Origin of the sequence: Arcobacter roscoffensis, assembly GCF_024267655.1 — a bacterium.
Taxonomy (GTDB): domain Bacteria; phylum Campylobacterota; class Campylobacteria; order Campylobacterales; family Arcobacteraceae; genus Arcobacter_B; species Arcobacter_B roscoffensis.
In genome coordinates this window covers 382,383-396,994 of the sequence record NZ_CP100595.1, presented here as the reverse complement: position 1 = coordinate 396,994, position 14,612 = coordinate 382,383, and the positions used below count along the sequence as shown (strand labels likewise).

Annotated in this window: 13 protein-coding genes; 11 read left to right on the top strand and 2 right to left on the bottom strand. The window is 30.2% G+C overall.

Going from position 1 to position 14,612, the window contains the following annotated elements:
- The first annotated feature begins 45 nt into the window (after positions 1-45).
- The 4 genes from fabG to accA all read left to right on the top strand — a co-directional run bounded on the left by fabG (position 46) and on the right by accA (position 3,512).
- The gene (fabG, locus tag NJU99_RS01990) at positions 46-789 is read left to right on the top strand and encodes a 3-oxoacyl-ACP reductase FabG (protein ID WP_254577062.1); all 744 of its coding nucleotides are present in this window, start codon (positions 46-48) and stop codon (positions 787-789) included.
- Between the two features lie 92 nt (positions 790-881).
- On the top strand, positions 882-1,112 hold the full coding sequence (gene acpP / locus NJU99_RS01985) for an acyl carrier protein (RefSeq protein ID WP_254577061.1): 231 nt from the start codon (positions 882-884) through the stop codon (positions 1,110-1,112).
- A gap of 131 nt (positions 1,113-1,243) precedes the next feature.
- Complete coding sequence (locus NJU99_RS01980; protein ID WP_254578064.1) at positions 1,244-2,503, top strand: beta-ketoacyl-ACP synthase II; 1,260 nt, start codon at positions 1,244-1,246, stop codon at positions 2,501-2,503.
- Between the two features lie 73 nt (positions 2,504-2,576).
- The gene (gene accA, locus NJU99_RS01975) at positions 2,577-3,512 is read left to right on the top strand and encodes an acetyl-CoA carboxylase carboxyl transferase subunit alpha (protein ID WP_254577060.1); all 936 of its coding nucleotides are present in this window, start codon (positions 2,577-2,579) and stop codon (positions 3,510-3,512) included.
- Positions 3,513-3,547: 35 nt separating this feature from the next.
- Here accA and NJU99_RS01970 read toward each other — a convergent pair whose 3' ends face one another.
- The gene (locus NJU99_RS01970; protein WP_254577059.1) at positions 3,548-3,895 is read right to left on the bottom strand and encodes a histidine triad nucleotide-binding protein; all 348 of its coding nucleotides are present in this window, start codon (positions 3,893-3,895) and stop codon (positions 3,548-3,550) included.
- Positions 3,896-4,020: 125 nt separating this feature from the next.
- Between NJU99_RS01970 and NJU99_RS01965 the strand changes: the two genes are divergently transcribed.
- The 7 genes from NJU99_RS01965 (at position 4,021) to efp (ending at position 13,429) form a co-directional block, all read left to right on the top strand.
- Entirely contained in the window at positions 4,021-5,019 is a 999-nt protein-coding gene (locus NJU99_RS01965) for a phenylalanine--tRNA ligase subunit alpha (protein WP_254577058.1), read from the top strand.
- Positions 5,016-7,337: a phenylalanine--tRNA ligase subunit beta gene (pheT, locus tag NJU99_RS01960; protein WP_254577057.1), complete on the top strand. Its 2,322-nt coding sequence runs from the start codon at positions 5,016-5,018 to the stop codon at positions 7,335-7,337. The genes NJU99_RS01965 and pheT overlap by 4 nt, the downstream gene beginning before the upstream one ends.
- A 12-nt stretch (positions 7,338-7,349) precedes the next feature.
- Positions 7,350-8,627, top strand: a complete 1,278-nt coding sequence (aroA, locus tag NJU99_RS01955; protein ID WP_254577056.1) for a 3-phosphoshikimate 1-carboxyvinyltransferase — start codon at positions 7,350-7,352, stop codon at positions 8,625-8,627.
- Between the two features lie 76 nt (positions 8,628-8,703).
- On the top strand, positions 8,704-9,540 hold the full coding sequence (locus NJU99_RS01950) for a 4-hydroxy-3-methylbut-2-enyl diphosphate reductase (RefSeq protein ID WP_254577055.1): 837 nt from the start codon (positions 8,704-8,706) through the stop codon (positions 9,538-9,540).
- Between the two features lie 66 nt (positions 9,541-9,606).
- Positions 9,607-11,259 carry a 30S ribosomal protein S1 gene (locus NJU99_RS01945; RefSeq protein ID WP_254577054.1) on the top strand — a complete coding sequence of 551 codons (1,653 nt, stop codon included), beginning with the start codon at positions 9,607-9,609 and terminating at the stop codon, positions 11,257-11,259.
- 16 nt (positions 11,260-11,275) lie between these two features.
- Positions 11,276-12,859, top strand: a complete 1,584-nt coding sequence (gene serA, locus NJU99_RS01940; protein WP_254577053.1) for a phosphoglycerate dehydrogenase — start codon at positions 11,276-11,278, stop codon at positions 12,857-12,859.
- Between the two features lie 9 nt (positions 12,860-12,868).
- Positions 12,869-13,429: an elongation factor P gene (gene efp / locus NJU99_RS01935; protein ID WP_254577052.1), complete on the top strand. Its 561-nt coding sequence runs from the start codon at positions 12,869-12,871 to the stop codon at positions 13,427-13,429.
- A 136-nt stretch (positions 13,430-13,565) separates the two neighbouring features.
- Here the strand turns inward: efp and ribD are convergent, their stop codons facing one another.
- A complete protein-coding gene (gene ribD, locus NJU99_RS01930; RefSeq protein ID WP_254577051.1) occupies positions 13,566-14,576 on the bottom strand; it encodes a bifunctional diaminohydroxyphosphoribosylaminopyrimidine deaminase/5-amino-6-(5-phosphoribosylamino)uracil reductase RibD in 1,011 nt (336 codons plus the stop codon).
- Positions 14,577-14,612 lie beyond the last annotated feature (36 nt).

Here is a 14,612-nt window from a genome sequence, read left to right as displayed (position 1 = left end):
TAATACGCAAATTTTTTGAAATTTACTAAACGAAAAAGGAATAATATGAATTTTACAGGTTCAAATGTATTAGTTACAGGAGCTAGTAGAGGAATTGGTGCACAAATTGCTAAAACTCTAGCTAGCTATGGTTTAAAAGTTTGGATTAACTATAGAAGTGGAGCTGATGCTGCAGAAAAAATCAAAGAAGAGATTGAAGCTGCTGGCGGAAAAGCTGCTATAGTAAAAGCAGATGTAACTAGTGAAGAAGAGTTTACAGCTGCTATTAAAACTGTAATTGATGCAGATGGTGAACTATCATATTTAGTAAATAATGCAGGTATTACAAGAGATAAATTAGCATTAAGAATGTCAGTTGAAGATTTCAACGATGTAATTTCTGCAAACTTAACATCTGCATTTATTGGATGTAAAGCATCACTTAAAGTTATGGGTAAAAAAAGATTTGGTTCTATTGTAAATATTTCTTCTATTGTTGGAGAGATGGGAAATCCTGGCCAAACAAATTATTCTGCTTCTAAAGGTGGTTTAAATGCAATGACTAAATCATTCGCAAAAGAAGCAGCAGCAAGAGGTATTAGATACAATGCAGTAACTCCTGGATTTATTCAAACTGATATGACTGATGAATTAAAAGATGATGTAAAAGCTGAATATGAAAAAAATATTCCATTATCAAGATTTGGTCAACCAAAAGAGATTGCCGATGCAGTAGCATTTTTATTAAGTGATCATTCTTCATATATTACAGGTGAGATTTTAAAAGTTAATGGTGGTTTATACGTTTAGAAATTAAACTAAACTAAAATTTTATAATTTAAAAGACTTTTTAAAATCTTTTTAGTTATAATACGTAGATAATTTTATAAAAGGAAATAAATATGGCATTATTAGATGATGTAAAAGAAGTAGTAGTTGAGCAATTAGATTGTGATGCAGCTGAGATTAAAGAAGATTCAAAGTTTATCGAAGATTTAGGTGCAGATTCACTAGATGTAGTTGAATTAGTTATGGCTTTAGAAGAAAAGTTCGATATCGAAATCCCTGATGAAGACGCTGAAGGAATCTTAACTGTTTCTGATGCTATTAAATACATCGAAAATAACGCGTAATTTATACGCTTAAGTTTCATAGAAGACTAATTATATTAGTCTTCTATTTTAATTACATAAATTTTAATTATTGAATTTTTTAATATAGTAAAAGATTGAATAGTTTAAATAATAAATACGGGGCATTTTTAATGAAAAGAGTTGTTGTAACTGGTTTAGGTACTATTAATTCTATTGGACATAATGTAGAAGAATCATTTAACGCGGCAGTTGATGGTGTTTGTGGAATTGACACAATTACACTATTTGACGCAAGTGAGTTTCCTGTAAAAATTGCAGGTGAAGTAAAAGATTTCGATCCTACAACAGTAATGGATAAAAAAGAAGTTAAAAAGGCGGATAGATTTATTCAATTAGGAATAAAAGCTGCTAAAGAAGCTATGATAGACTCAGGTTTTGTTACTGATGAAAACAAGAAAGTAAGTGATGCTGATTCATCTAGATTTGGAATTATTTCAGCTTCAGGAATTGGTGGATTAGGTACAATCCAAAAAAACTCAGTTGTATGTGAAAACAGAGGTCCTAAAAGAATCTCTCCTTTCTTTATTCCATCATCATTAGTAAATATGTTAAGTGGATTTATCTCAATTGAACATGGACTAAAAGGTCCTTCTTTATCTCATGTAACAGCTTGTGCAGCTTCTACTCATGCATTAAATGATGCAGTTAAAACTATTGCTACAAATGGTGCAGATAGAATTCTAGTTGTTGGTGCTGAATCTGCTATTTGTGAAGCAGGTATGGGTGGTTTTGCTTCGATGAAAGCATTATCTTCAAGAAATGATGAGCCTAAAAGAGCTTCTAGACCATTTGATAAAGATAGAAACGGTTTTGTAATGGGTGAAGGTTCAGGTGCAATTGTTGTTGAAACTTTAGAATCTGCACAAGCTAGAGGAGCAAAAATCTATTGTGAAATTATAGGTTTTGGTGAATCAGGTGATGCAAATCATATTACAGCTCCTGTAATGGATGGTCCATTAAGATCTATGAAAGCTGCATTAGAAATGGCAAAAGCTAATATTGGTGAAGAAATTAAAATTGATTATATCAATTCTCATGGTACTTCAACTCCTGTTGGAGATGTGAATGAGTCAAAAGCAATTGCAGAATTATTTGGCGGAGAAGAAAACTGTCCTCCTGTAACTTCAACAAAAGGTCAAGTAGGTCACTGTTTAGGTGCAGCTGGTGCGATTGAAGCAATTTTTGCAATTAAATCATTAAATGAGGGTGTTATCCCTCCAACAATTAATCTTGATAATCAAGATGAAGAGTGTAAATTAGATTACGTTCCAAATATAGCAAGAAAAGTTGAATTAACTACTGTAATGAGTAACAACTTTGGATTTGGTGGAACAAATGGAACTGTTATTTTTAAAAAATTTGAAGCATAACAACAAATAAAGAATTAATCTAATCAAAAAGAGCTAGTATCCCTAGCTCTTTTTTTTTAAAGGGAGTAATAACTTGGCAGCTTATTTAGAATTTGAAGAAAAAATTAAGAAAATTGAAGAAGACATTATTGTAGCTAAGACAAAAGCAGACGAGCATGCAGTAGAAATCTTAGAAAAAAAACTTGAGAAAGAAGTAGAAAAAACTTTTAAAAACTTAAGTGATTACCAGAAACTTCAATTAGCTAGACATCCAGATAGACCTTACGCAATGGATTATATCAATGAACTATTAACAGATGCATATGAAATACATGGGGATAGACACTATGTGGATGATAAAGCAATTGTTTGTTATTTAGGTTATATTGATGGTCAAAAGGTGATGGTTATTGGTGAACAAAAAGGTAGAGGAACTAAAGATAAGCTTATTAGAAACTTTGGTATGCCAAGTCCTGAAGGATATAGAAAAGCTTTAAGAGCTGCAAAACTTGCAGATAAATTCCAAATTCCAATCGTTATGTTAGTTGACACACCAGGTGCATACCCAGGAATTGGAGCGGAAGAGAGAAATCAATCAGAAGCTATCGCAAAAAACCTATTTGAATTTGCTGATTTAACAACTCCTACAATTTCAATTGTAATTGGAGAAGGTGGTTCAGGTGGTGCCTTAGCTATTTCTGTTGCAGATAAACTTGCTATGATGAGATATTCAGTATATGCTGTAATTTCACCAGAGGGTTGTAGTGCAATTTTATGGAACGATCCAACAAAAGTAGAAACTGCTGCAAATGCACTAAAAATTACTGCTGAAAATTTAAAAGAATTAAATTTAGTTGATGATGTAATTAATGAACCACTAATTGGAGCTCATAGACAAAAAGAGCAAGCAGTACTTGCCTTAAAAGAGTATGTAATAGAGTCAATCAATGAATTGAAAACTATGACAACAGCTCAAAGACACCAAAAGAAATATGAAAAACTTATGGCACTTGGATCTTTCCAAGATTAATAAGTCTAATGATTAAAGCAAAGAAGTTAAACTTCTTAGCTTTTTTTTACTTGTTCACCTACTAATCTACCAACATATTCACCTGCTAAAATATGAAAATGTAAATGTGCAACTTCCTGCCCACCATGCTCACCAATATTAGTAATTAATCTATATCCATCTTCTTTAATATTTAATTTTGAAACAACCTTATGAATAAACTCAGTCATTTTAGCCATTAACTTTGGAGGGATAACATCAAAAGAATCATAATGTTCTTTAGGAATAACTAAAACATGCACCTTTCTTGCTGGGTTAATATCATTAAATGCTAAAAAATCTTCATCTTCTAAAACAGTTTGATTAGGTATCTCACCTTTTACAATCTTGCAAAAAATACACATTATATTTCCTTGTAATAAAATAGTTGAAATATTATAACCAAACTCTAATAAATCTTTAAGTATAATCTCCAATTTATAGAAATGACAAGTAAATTAAAATATATAATAACTTAGGGAGCAAGTAAGTGAAAGAGTGGATTGAAAAAATTGAAAATGCAAACTGTCTTGAAGACTTAGAAAACCTAAGAGTAGAAACACTTGGTAAAAAAGGTGTTCTAACTTTAGAGTTTGCAAAAATGAAAACTATTCCAAATGAAGAGAAAAAAGCCTTTGCTCAAAACTTAAATAAGCAAAAAGCACAAGTAACAGAAGCTATTGAAGCTAAAAAAGTGATCTTAGAAAAAGAGGCATTAAATAAAAAGCTTGAAGCTGAAAAAATTGATGTAACAAGATTTAATAATGAGCTATCATGTGGAGCAACTCATCCTGTAGTTGAAACAATGAATAGAATTATTACATATTTCCAAAACTTAAACTTTGCAGTTGAGGAAGGTCCACTTGTTGAAGATGATTTCCATAACTTTGAAGCACTAAATTTACCAAAGTATCACCCTGCAAGAGATATGCAAGATACATTTTATAATAAAGACTACACTCTATTAAGAACACATACATCTCCTGTTCAAATTAGAACAATGCTAGGTCAAGATAAAGATACGCCAATTAGAATGATTGCCCCTGGAACTGTATTTAGAAGAGACTTTGATATTACTCATACTCCAATGTTCCATCAAATTGAAGCATTGGTAGTTGATGATGAAGATAAAGTATCATTTGCTAATTTAAAACATGTATTAGTTGAATTTTTACATCATATGTTTGGTGATGTTGATGTTAGGTTTAGACCTTCTTTCTTCCCGTTTACAGAACCATCAGCAGAAGTTGATATTTCATGCGTCTTCTGTAAAGGTGACGGTTGTAGAGTATGTTCACACACAGGGTGGCTTGAAGTATTAGGTTGTGGTGTTGTTGATGAAAACGTATTTAAAGCTGTTGGATATGAAAACAAATCAGGTTATGCATTTGGTTTAGGTGTTGAGAGATTTGCAATGCTAATTCACAATATAGGTGATTTAAGATCTCTATTTGAAAGCGATATGAAACTATTAGGACAATTTAAATGATTATTACAAGAAACTGGTTACAAGAATTTATAGATATATCAAAAATATCAACTGATGATATTTGTAAGACACTAAATTCAATTGGATTAGAAGTTGATAGTGTAGAAAAAGTTTTAATAGCTCCTAAAGTTGTAGTTGGAAAAGTAACTCAAAAAGAGAAACATCCAGATGCAGATAAATTAAATATTTGTCAAGTTGACTTAGGTGAAGAACAAGTTCAAATTGTTTGTGGTGCTAAAAATGTAGACGCAGGACAATATGTACCTGTTGCAACTGTAGGATGTAACTTAGGTGGTGGGTTTAAAATCAAAAAAGCTAAACTAAGAGGTGTTGAATCAAATGGTATGATTTGTTCTTCTACTGAAATTGGCTTACCACAACTTAATGATGGTATTTTGGTACTAGATGACTCAATTGGTGAATTAGTTTTAGGAAAAGAGTTAAATGAATATAAACTTGTTAATGACGAGATTATTGAAATTGAACTTACTGCTAATAAAGGTGATTGTTTAAGTATCAATGGTGTTGCAAGAGAATTGTCAGCATTTTATAACATTCCTTTAAATGAATTTGAAAAAAATGTAAACTACAATGAAATTGGAATAGGACAAGTTTTAGAAGTTGAATGTGATAGTAGTATTGACTCATCACTAATCTACAAAGCTGTTGATTTTTCTGATTTTAAATTACCTATTATACAAAAACTAAGAGTTGGTGCAATAGGAAAATACAAAGATGAAAATGATATTCAAAATGTATTATCATATGTAACTCATTGTAATGGTGTAATCTTAAATGCTTATGCAAAAGATAAAGCTGATATTACAGATAACTTAAGTGTTCTTCATGTAAAAAAAGATGAAAAAGGCTTTGATAATGTATATGGAAAAGAGCAATTAAGTAAAATTGCCATTGAGCATGAAGAAGTAGTTCCAAGTGAATTAAACTTTATTGTTGAAGCTTCTTATGTTAACCCAGAATTATTAGCGAAACAAGTTTTTGAAACTAAAATAAAAACAGGTGATGTTTATTATAGATCATCAAGAGGTAGTGAGCCAGATGTTCAATATGGAATTGATTACTTTACAACTTTAACTTCTACTTTTGGTGCTTTGATTTACAAAGGTGCTGAAACATTTATAGAAGATAAAGAAAAAACTATCTTAGATGTAGATGTAAATAAAGTAAATGCAATTATCGGTCAAGAAGTTCCTAAACTTGATATTGAAAGAATTTTAAATTCACTAGGTTTTGAAGTAAAAGATGGAGCTAATGGAATTTTATCTGTTAAGATTCCTTTATTTAGACATGATATTAAAAATATTGCTGATATTACAGAAGAGATTGTAAGAATTATTGGTATTGATAATATTAAATCTAAGCCTTTAGCCATCGATGAAGTAAATAGAGTAAATAAAACTTCAAATGATTTACTAAAGAAAAATAAACTTAGATTTAAAGCAATTGAAAATGGTTTCTTTGAAACATTAACTTATGTTTTTTCTTCAAGAGAGAGTTTAGAAAAATACAACTTCCCTGTTGTAAAAGAAGAACTTGATATTTTAAATCCAATTGCGAAAGAATTAAATACATTCAGAAGTACAATTTTACTAAACCTTGTTGAAGCTTGTTCGAATAACTTCAAAACAGGTACAAAAGCAAGTGCCTTTTTTGAAATAGGAACTATTTTTAATGAAAATAGAAATGAAAGCAAAAGAATCTCTTTTGTTCAAACGGGAGCAAAAGAACTTGAAGATATTTCAAATAGTGGAAAACCTTCAAATATTGACTTCTTTAGCTTTGCAAAAAAGATTTTAAATACAGTAGGTAAATTTGATTTAGAAGAAATGACTGAAATTTCTAATAGTTTTATTCACCCATACCAAAATGCAAATGTAATAGTTGAAGGTAAAGTTGTTGGGTATATTTCAAAACTTCATCCAAGTGTTGCAGAAGAGTATGACTTAAATGACACATTTATCGCTGAAATTGATTTTGATGCAATTGCTAATGACTTAATAAAAGTTGATTCATATTCAAAATTCCAAGCATCTAAAAAAGATTTAAGTATTATTGCACCTAAATCTTTAAAATACAAAGAAATTAAAGATGTTATTAATGCTATTAATGATAAAAATATCAAACAATTTAATTTAATTGATATTTATAATGATGAAAACCTAGGCGAAAATGAGAGTTTGACAATTAGATTTGTTTTACAAAATGATGAAAAAACTTTAGAAGAAGAAGATATTACTAAATCTATGGATGGTGTTTTAAAAGCACTTGAAGAAAAACTATCAATAACAATTAGATAAAAAAGGAAAAAAGTGAATACGTTTAATATAAAAAGATTAAATAAGCCATTTAATGTAGAGATTGACTCAATAGCAAGTGATAAATCAATATCGCACAGATGTGCTATGTTTTCACTTTTTTCTAATAAAACTTCATATATAAAAAACTATTTAACAGCAGAAGACACTTTAAATACTTTAAGTATTGTTGAACAACTTGGTGCAAAAATCAAAAGAGATGGTTCATCTGTTGAAATCACTCCAACTGATATTTTAAGTGAACCTGCAAATGTTTTAGACTGTGGTAACTCTGGAACTGCAATGAGACTATTTTGCGGTTTACTTGCATCTGTTGATGGTGCATTTACTCTTACTGGTGACAAATATCTTCACGCAAGACCTATGAAAAGAGTTGCAGACCCATTAAGAAGTATTGGTGCAAATATTGATGGAAGAGAAAATGGAAATAAAGCCCCACTGTTTATCAGAGGTGTAAAAGAGTTAAAAGCATTTACTTATCACTCACCAGTTGATTCTGCACAAGTAAAATCAGCAATGATCTTAGCAGCACTTAGAGCAGATGGTATTTCTAAATATAAAGAAAATGAATTAACAAGAGACCATACAGAAAGAATGTTAAAAGGTATGGGTGCTACTTTAGAAAATGATAATGAGGGGTTTATAAATATTCATCCTTTAAAAGCTCACTTAAAACCACTAAATATTACTGTTCCAACTGATCCATCATCTGGATTCTTTTTTGCAGTAGCTGCAGCTATTACACCAAATAGTTCAGTGGTAATTAAAAATGTGACGCTAAACCCTACAAGAGTTGAAGCATACAAAGTACTTCAAAGAATGGGTGCAGAGGTGAACTTTGTTGAAAAAGAGAATATTTATGAACCTATAGGAGATATTGAAATTAAACACAAAGAGTTAAATGGTGTAGAAGTTTCAGAAAACATCTCTTGGTTAATAGACGAACTTCCAGCACTATCAATTGCGATGAGTGTAGCAAATGGAATGTCAATAGTAAAAAATGCAAAAGAACTTAGAGTAAAAGAATCAGACAGAATTAAGTCAGTAGTTACAAACCTAGAAAAATGTGGTGTTAACTATACTGAGTATGAAGATGGATATGAAATAGTTGGTGGTGAAATAAAAGCTGCCACTATTGATTCGCATGGAGATCATAGAATTGCAATGAGTTTTGCAATTGCTGGAACTTTATGTGATATGCAAATCAATGATACGGCTTGTATTGAGACTTCATTCCCTAATTTTAAAGAAATACTTGACTCATTATATTAAGAACAGTTTTGTTCTTAATTTTGGTTCTTAATTATAAATACAACACCCTGTTTTGGGTAAATTTTAAGGATTAAAAATGAAAGTAAAATTAGCTTCAAGCTATGGTTTTTGTTTTGGTGTAAAAAGAGCTATTAAAATAGCAGAGGCATATGAAAATTCAGCAACTATGGGTCCTCTTATTCATAATCAAGATGAAATCAATAGATTAAAAAATGACTTTAATGTTGGACTTTATCAAAATTTAAAAGAAGTAAAAGATGATGATACCGTAATTATTAGAACTCATGGTATTCCAAAAAATGATTTAAAAGATTTAAAAGCACAAAAAGCAAAAGTTATCAATGCCACATGTCCTTTTGTAACAACTCCTCAACAAATAGTAAAAAAGATGTCAAAAGAGGGTTATTCTATTTTGATATTTGGTGATTCTTCACATCCTGAGGTTAAAGGTGTAAAATCCTATGGTGAAGATCAAGATGATGTTCATGTAATAATGGAAATTGATGAAATAAAAAACCTTAATTTCAAAAATAGTAAAATTGCAACAGTTGCTCAAACTACAAAAAAGAAAGAAAAATATTTAGAAATTGTTAATCACCTTATCTTAAGAAATAAAGAAGTAAGGGTTTTCAATACTATTTGTGATGCAACATTTGAAAATCAAGATGCAGCAAGAGATCTTTCAAAAGAAGTTGACGTAATGGTAGTAATTGGAGGAAAAAACTCTTCAAATACAAAACAATTACACTCAATTTGTAAAGAAAATTGTGAAGACTCTTACCTAATAGAAAATCATAATGAAATTGAAAATTCATGGTTTGAGGGTAAAAAACTTTGTGGAGTAACAGCAGGAGCTAGTACTCCTGATTGGATTATTCAAGAGGTCGTAAATAAAATAGAAAAAATTAACTAGAGAATTTAAGCATCAATTCTGTATAATAATCCCATTTAATTAAAACGGTAAATATGAAGGAATAAAATGGGTATCGAAGATATTGATTTAGGTGAAGATTTTGATTTTGAGCAAATGCTTAATGAGTCTTTCGAGAATGCTGAAAACAACTCTGTAGTTGATGGTGTAATTGTTGAAATCTCTAGTGAGAGAGTTCTAGTTGATGTTGGTCAAAAAATTGAAGGTCAGTTAAATATTGCTGATATTACAATTGGTGGCGAAGTTAAATATAAAGAGGGTGATACTATCCCTGTAATGCTAATGGGAAGTAGAGGGGAAAGACCTAATATCTCTCATAAAAAAGTTTTACAAAAAGAAAAATTTGATGCATTTGTAGCTAAACATGGTGAAAATGTTGAAGATGTAACAATTGAAGGTAAAGTAATTTCTGTTAAAAACAGAGGTGGATTTATCATCGAAGATGAAGAGGGATGTGAATACTTCATGCCTATGGCTCAGTCTTACTTAAAAGCTCATGGAGCAGTTGGTAAGAAAGTTAAAGCTAAAGTATTAAAAGTTAATACTGCACAAAACTCTATCATTGTTTCTAGAAAAAAATTAATCGAAGAAGCAAAAGCTGAAAAAGACAACAAAGTAGCTGAGATTTTAGAAAGTGGTGAAGCTGTAAATGGTATCATTAAAAAAATCACTTCTTACGGAATGTTTGTTGACTTAGGTGGAATTGATGGTTTAGTAAACTACAATGAAATCTCTTACAAAGGTCCTGTAAATCCAGCTAACTACTACAATGAAGGTGATGAAGTAACTGTTGTTGTATTATCTTATGACAAAGCAAAACAACACTTATCATTATCTATCAAAGCTGCATTAGCAAATCCATGGGAAGAAATTAAAGATGAATTAGAAGTTGGTGATACAATTACTGTTACTGTTTCTAACTTTGAATCTTACGGTGCATTTGTTGACTTAGGAAATGATATTGAAGGACTATTACATATTTCTGAAATTTCATGGAATAAAAACGTTAAAAACCCAAAAGAATTATTAACTTTAGGTGAAGAAGTTAACGTTGAAGTAATCGAATTAGATGTAGATAAAAAAAGATTAAGAGTTTCATTAAAGAACTTACAAGAAAAACCTTTCTCTAAATTTACAAAAGATCACAAAGTTGGTGATGTTGTAAATGGAAACATTGCAACTTTAACTGATTTTGGTGCATTTGTTACTATTGGAGAAGTAGATGGATTATTACATAATGAAGAGGCTTCTTGGGAGTCAAATGCAAAATGTAAATCTTTATACAAAAAAGGTGATGAAGTAGAAGTTAAGATTATTAAAATTGATAGAGAAAAAGAAAACATTTCATTATCAATTAAAGAAATTTCTGAGTCTCCTGCTAAAAAATTCCAAAATGAGCACAAAATCGGTGACATTGTAAAAGGTGCTGTAAAAGATGCAAAAGATTTTGGTATCTTTATTAAGTTAGAAGATAACTTAGATGGACTTATTAGAAATGAAGACTTTGGACCATTAGAAGCTGAAGAAGTTAAAAATGGTGATGAAATTGAAGCAGTAGTAGTAAATATCGATACTAAAAGAAATAGAGTTAGATTATCTGTTAAAAGATTAGAGCAACAACAAGAAAGAGAAGTTCTAAAAGCTGTTAATGATGATTCATCTATGACTTTAGGTGATTTACTAAAAGATCAAATCAAATAATTAGGATTTATTTAAAATGAGTAAACACACAATCGTAGTTTGTGACCATATACATGAAGATGGTTTAGACATCTTACAAAACACTGATGATGTAAACTATGTATATGCAGCAGATATAGATAAAACAGAACTTTTAAATGTAATAAAAGACGCAGAAGTAGTGATCACTAGATCATCTACTGATGTTGATGAAAAATTTTTAGATGCAGCACAAAACTTAAAAGCTATCATTAGAGCTGGTGTTGGGTATGATAATGTTGATATTGAAGGATGTAGTAAAAGAGGAATAATCGCTATGAATGTTCCTACTGCAAATACAATAGCAGCTGTTGAATTAACAATGGCACATATGTTATCTTGTATGAGAAAATTCCCATACGCTCATAACCAATTAAAACAAGATAGAATCTGGAAAAGAGAAGATTGGTATGGAAATGAACTTTATGGAAAGAAACTTGGTGTTATTGGATTTGGTAACATTGGACATAGAGTTGCATTAAGAGCTAAATCATTTGAAATGGACGTAAAAACTTACGACCCATACATTCCTTCAACAAAAGCAACTGATTTAGGTATTTCATACACAACTAATTTTGATGATATTTTAGATTGTGACATCATTACTATTCATACACCAAAAAATCAAGAAACACTTGATATGATTGGTGAAGAGCAAATTGCTAAAATGAAAGATGGTGTGATTTTAATTAACTGTGCAAGAGGTGGATTATACAATGAAGATGCTCTTGTTAACAACTTAAAATCAGGAAAAATTGCAATGGCTGGTATTGATGTATTTATCAAAGAGCCTGCAATTGATCATCCTTTACTAGATTTACCAAATGTAACTGTAACTGCACACTTAGGTGCAAATACAAAAGAATCTCAAAAGAAAATTGCTACTCAAGCTGCTGAAAATGCAATTGAATCAGCAAGAGGTATAGCATATCCAAATGCTTTAAATTTACCTATTGATGAAAGCAAAATTCCTTCTTTTGTGAAACCATATATTGAATTAACTCAAAAAATGGCATTTTTAATTGCTCAAAATGACAAAAGTGAAATTAGATCTATTAATGTATCAGCTGAGGGTGAAATTTCAGAATACTTAGATTCATTACAAACTTTTGCAACAGTGGGTGCTTTATCAGTAGCTTCTGGTGATGAAATCAATTATGTAAATGCTAACTTTATTGCAGAAGAAAAAGGTATAGAACTTACTACTTCTGAATTCTCTGCTCATAGCGGATACCAAAATAAAGTTTCTGTAAAAATCACTACATCAAATGGAGTTCAGACAATTTGTGGAACTGTATTTAATGAAGATGTACAAAGAATTATTGATATAAATAATTTCTCATTAGACATTGAGCCAAAAGGTAAAATGATTATTATGAGAAATAATGACGTTCCAGGAGTTATTGGACAAGTAGGTTCAATTTTAGCTCAAGAAAATATCAATATTGCTGACTTTAGATTATCAAGAGGAAAAGATGGTGCATTAGCAGTTATCTTAGTTGATGAAAAAGTTTGTATGAACACAGTAAGTAAACTTGAAGAGCTTGAAGCAGCTATTTCTGTTTCTTATGCTGAAATTTAAGGAGTAGTTATGGCAATTGGAATGAGTGAATTAAAAAAGGGAATGAAAATCGAATTAGATGGTGTTCCTTACAAAATTACTGAATATCAACATGTAAAACCAGGAAAAGGTGCTGCATTTGTTAGATGTAAAATCAAATCATTTTTAAATGGAAAAGTAATTGAAAAAACTTTCCATGCAGGTGATAAGTGTGAAACTCCTGATTTACAACAAAATCAAATGCAATTCTTATATGATGATGGTGAAATGTTACAATTCATGGATACTAATACATATGAGCAAATTGGTTTAACTTACGAGCAAGTAGGTGATGCAGAGAAATGGATTATTGATGGAATGAATGTTGATATGATGTTCTTTAATGGTAAAGCTATTACTGTTGAACCACCAATGACTGTTGAACTAAAAATTGTAGAAACTCCACCTAACTTTAAAGGTGATTCTCAAGGTGGTAGAAAACCTGCTACTTTAGAATCAGGTGCTGTTGTACAGATTCCTTTTCACATTCTAGAAGGTGATTCTATTAAATGTGATACAAGAACTGGTGAGTACTTAGAAAAAGTTAAATAAACTATTAATCTTTATCGCTATAAACTGCGATAAAGATTTCTTATCTTCAGTCACTTACACCTGTAAGCTCCTTCATCAAAAAAATCTTTCTCTTGTTTCTAACAACAAATATTAAAAGTTTCAATAATAATTTATATTAACTCTTTCGCTTTAAGAACATAATCTTTTCTTCACCTATATAGTTTTCATGAACTATTTCAAAATCAATATCAATTTCATTTAAAGCATTAGCACCATTTCTTATTTTTGGGTTTACCAATAAAACAATATAATCTAATCTATCTTTTAAGGTATCAAGCAAATTATATGTTCCCTCAACCATTACAAATTTATAATCAAGTAATTTAAATAAATCATCACTTATATGTACTTTTCTATTTGGTATTTTAAATAAAGGTATGTTTGTATCAAATACTTTGTTTTTACTATATATAAAAACATCTGGGGCACGTCCTGCTATATATCTTGCATCAAGTGTTGGCATATCAGTTCGGACTGTATTTCCTCCAATCAACATTAAATCAATTTTGTCTCTTAGCGTATGCACATATGCTTTAGCTGAATTTGATGAAATACTTCCATCAATACTGCCATTTAAAGTTTGAGCCATCTTATAAAAAATAAATGTACCACTATTCCACTTCAAAAATGGATATAAAAGCTCATAGGCTTCTTTTTTCATACATCCTATATCTATATCTATATTTACATTTTTAAGAGTCTCACAGCCTCCCTTAGCTATGTTATTTAAATCTTCATGAGCTACTATTACTTTTTGTGGTTTTAATTCTTTTAATAAATTAGCGCATGCAGGTGTTTTACCCTCATGGTTACAAGGTTCAAGTGTTACATAAACTTTACAATCATTAAAAAAACCATTGTGATTTTTGATTAAATACTCATGTATTTGTTTTGAACTACTTTTTGTTTTTAAAATATCATTAGGATAATATTTTAAAAATGCAGCTTTTAGTGCATTTACTTCAGCATGAGCCTGTCCAGCTTCTTTATGTGCCTCAATTGCTAGTATTTCACTTTCACCTTTTACAACAACACATCCAACAGCAGGGTTAGGGAAACTTATAAATTGATATTTCCATGCTTCATCAATTGCTAATTTCATAAAAAAGTTATCATTAATTTTCATATTTTACTTCCAATAATTGTTTATATTTGAAAGAAG

Coding starts and splice junctions, on each gene's coding strand:
- fabG (WP_254577062.1), top strand. CDS start 46: ATGAATTTTACAGGTTCAAATGTATTAGTTACAGGAGCTAGTAGAGGA.
- acpP (WP_254577061.1), top strand. CDS start 882: ATGGCATTATTAGATGATGTAAAAGAAGTAGTAGTTGAGCAATTAGAT.
- NJU99_RS01980 (WP_254578064.1), top strand. CDS start 1,244: ATGAAAAGAGTTGTTGTAACTGGTTTAGGTACTATTAATTCTATTGGA.
- NJU99_RS01970 (WP_254577059.1), bottom strand. CDS start 3,895: ATGTGTATTTTTTGCAAGATTGTAAAAGGTGAGATACCTAATCAAACT.
- pheT (WP_254577057.1), top strand. CDS start 5,016: ATGATTATTACAAGAAACTGGTTACAAGAATTTATAGATATATCAAAA.
- NJU99_RS01950 (WP_254577055.1), top strand. CDS start 8,704: ATGAAAGTAAAATTAGCTTCAAGCTATGGTTTTTGTTTTGGTGTAAAA.
- NJU99_RS01945 (WP_254577054.1), top strand. CDS start 9,607: ATGGGTATCGAAGATATTGATTTAGGTGAAGATTTTGATTTTGAGCAA.
- serA (WP_254577053.1), top strand. CDS start 11,276: ATGAGTAAACACACAATCGTAGTTTGTGACCATATACATGAAGATGGT.
- efp (WP_254577052.1), top strand. CDS start 12,869: ATGGCAATTGGAATGAGTGAATTAAAAAAGGGAATGAAAATCGAATTA.
- ribD (WP_254577051.1), bottom strand. CDS start 14,576: ATGAAAATTAATGATAACTTTTTTATGAAATTAGCAATTGATGAAGCA.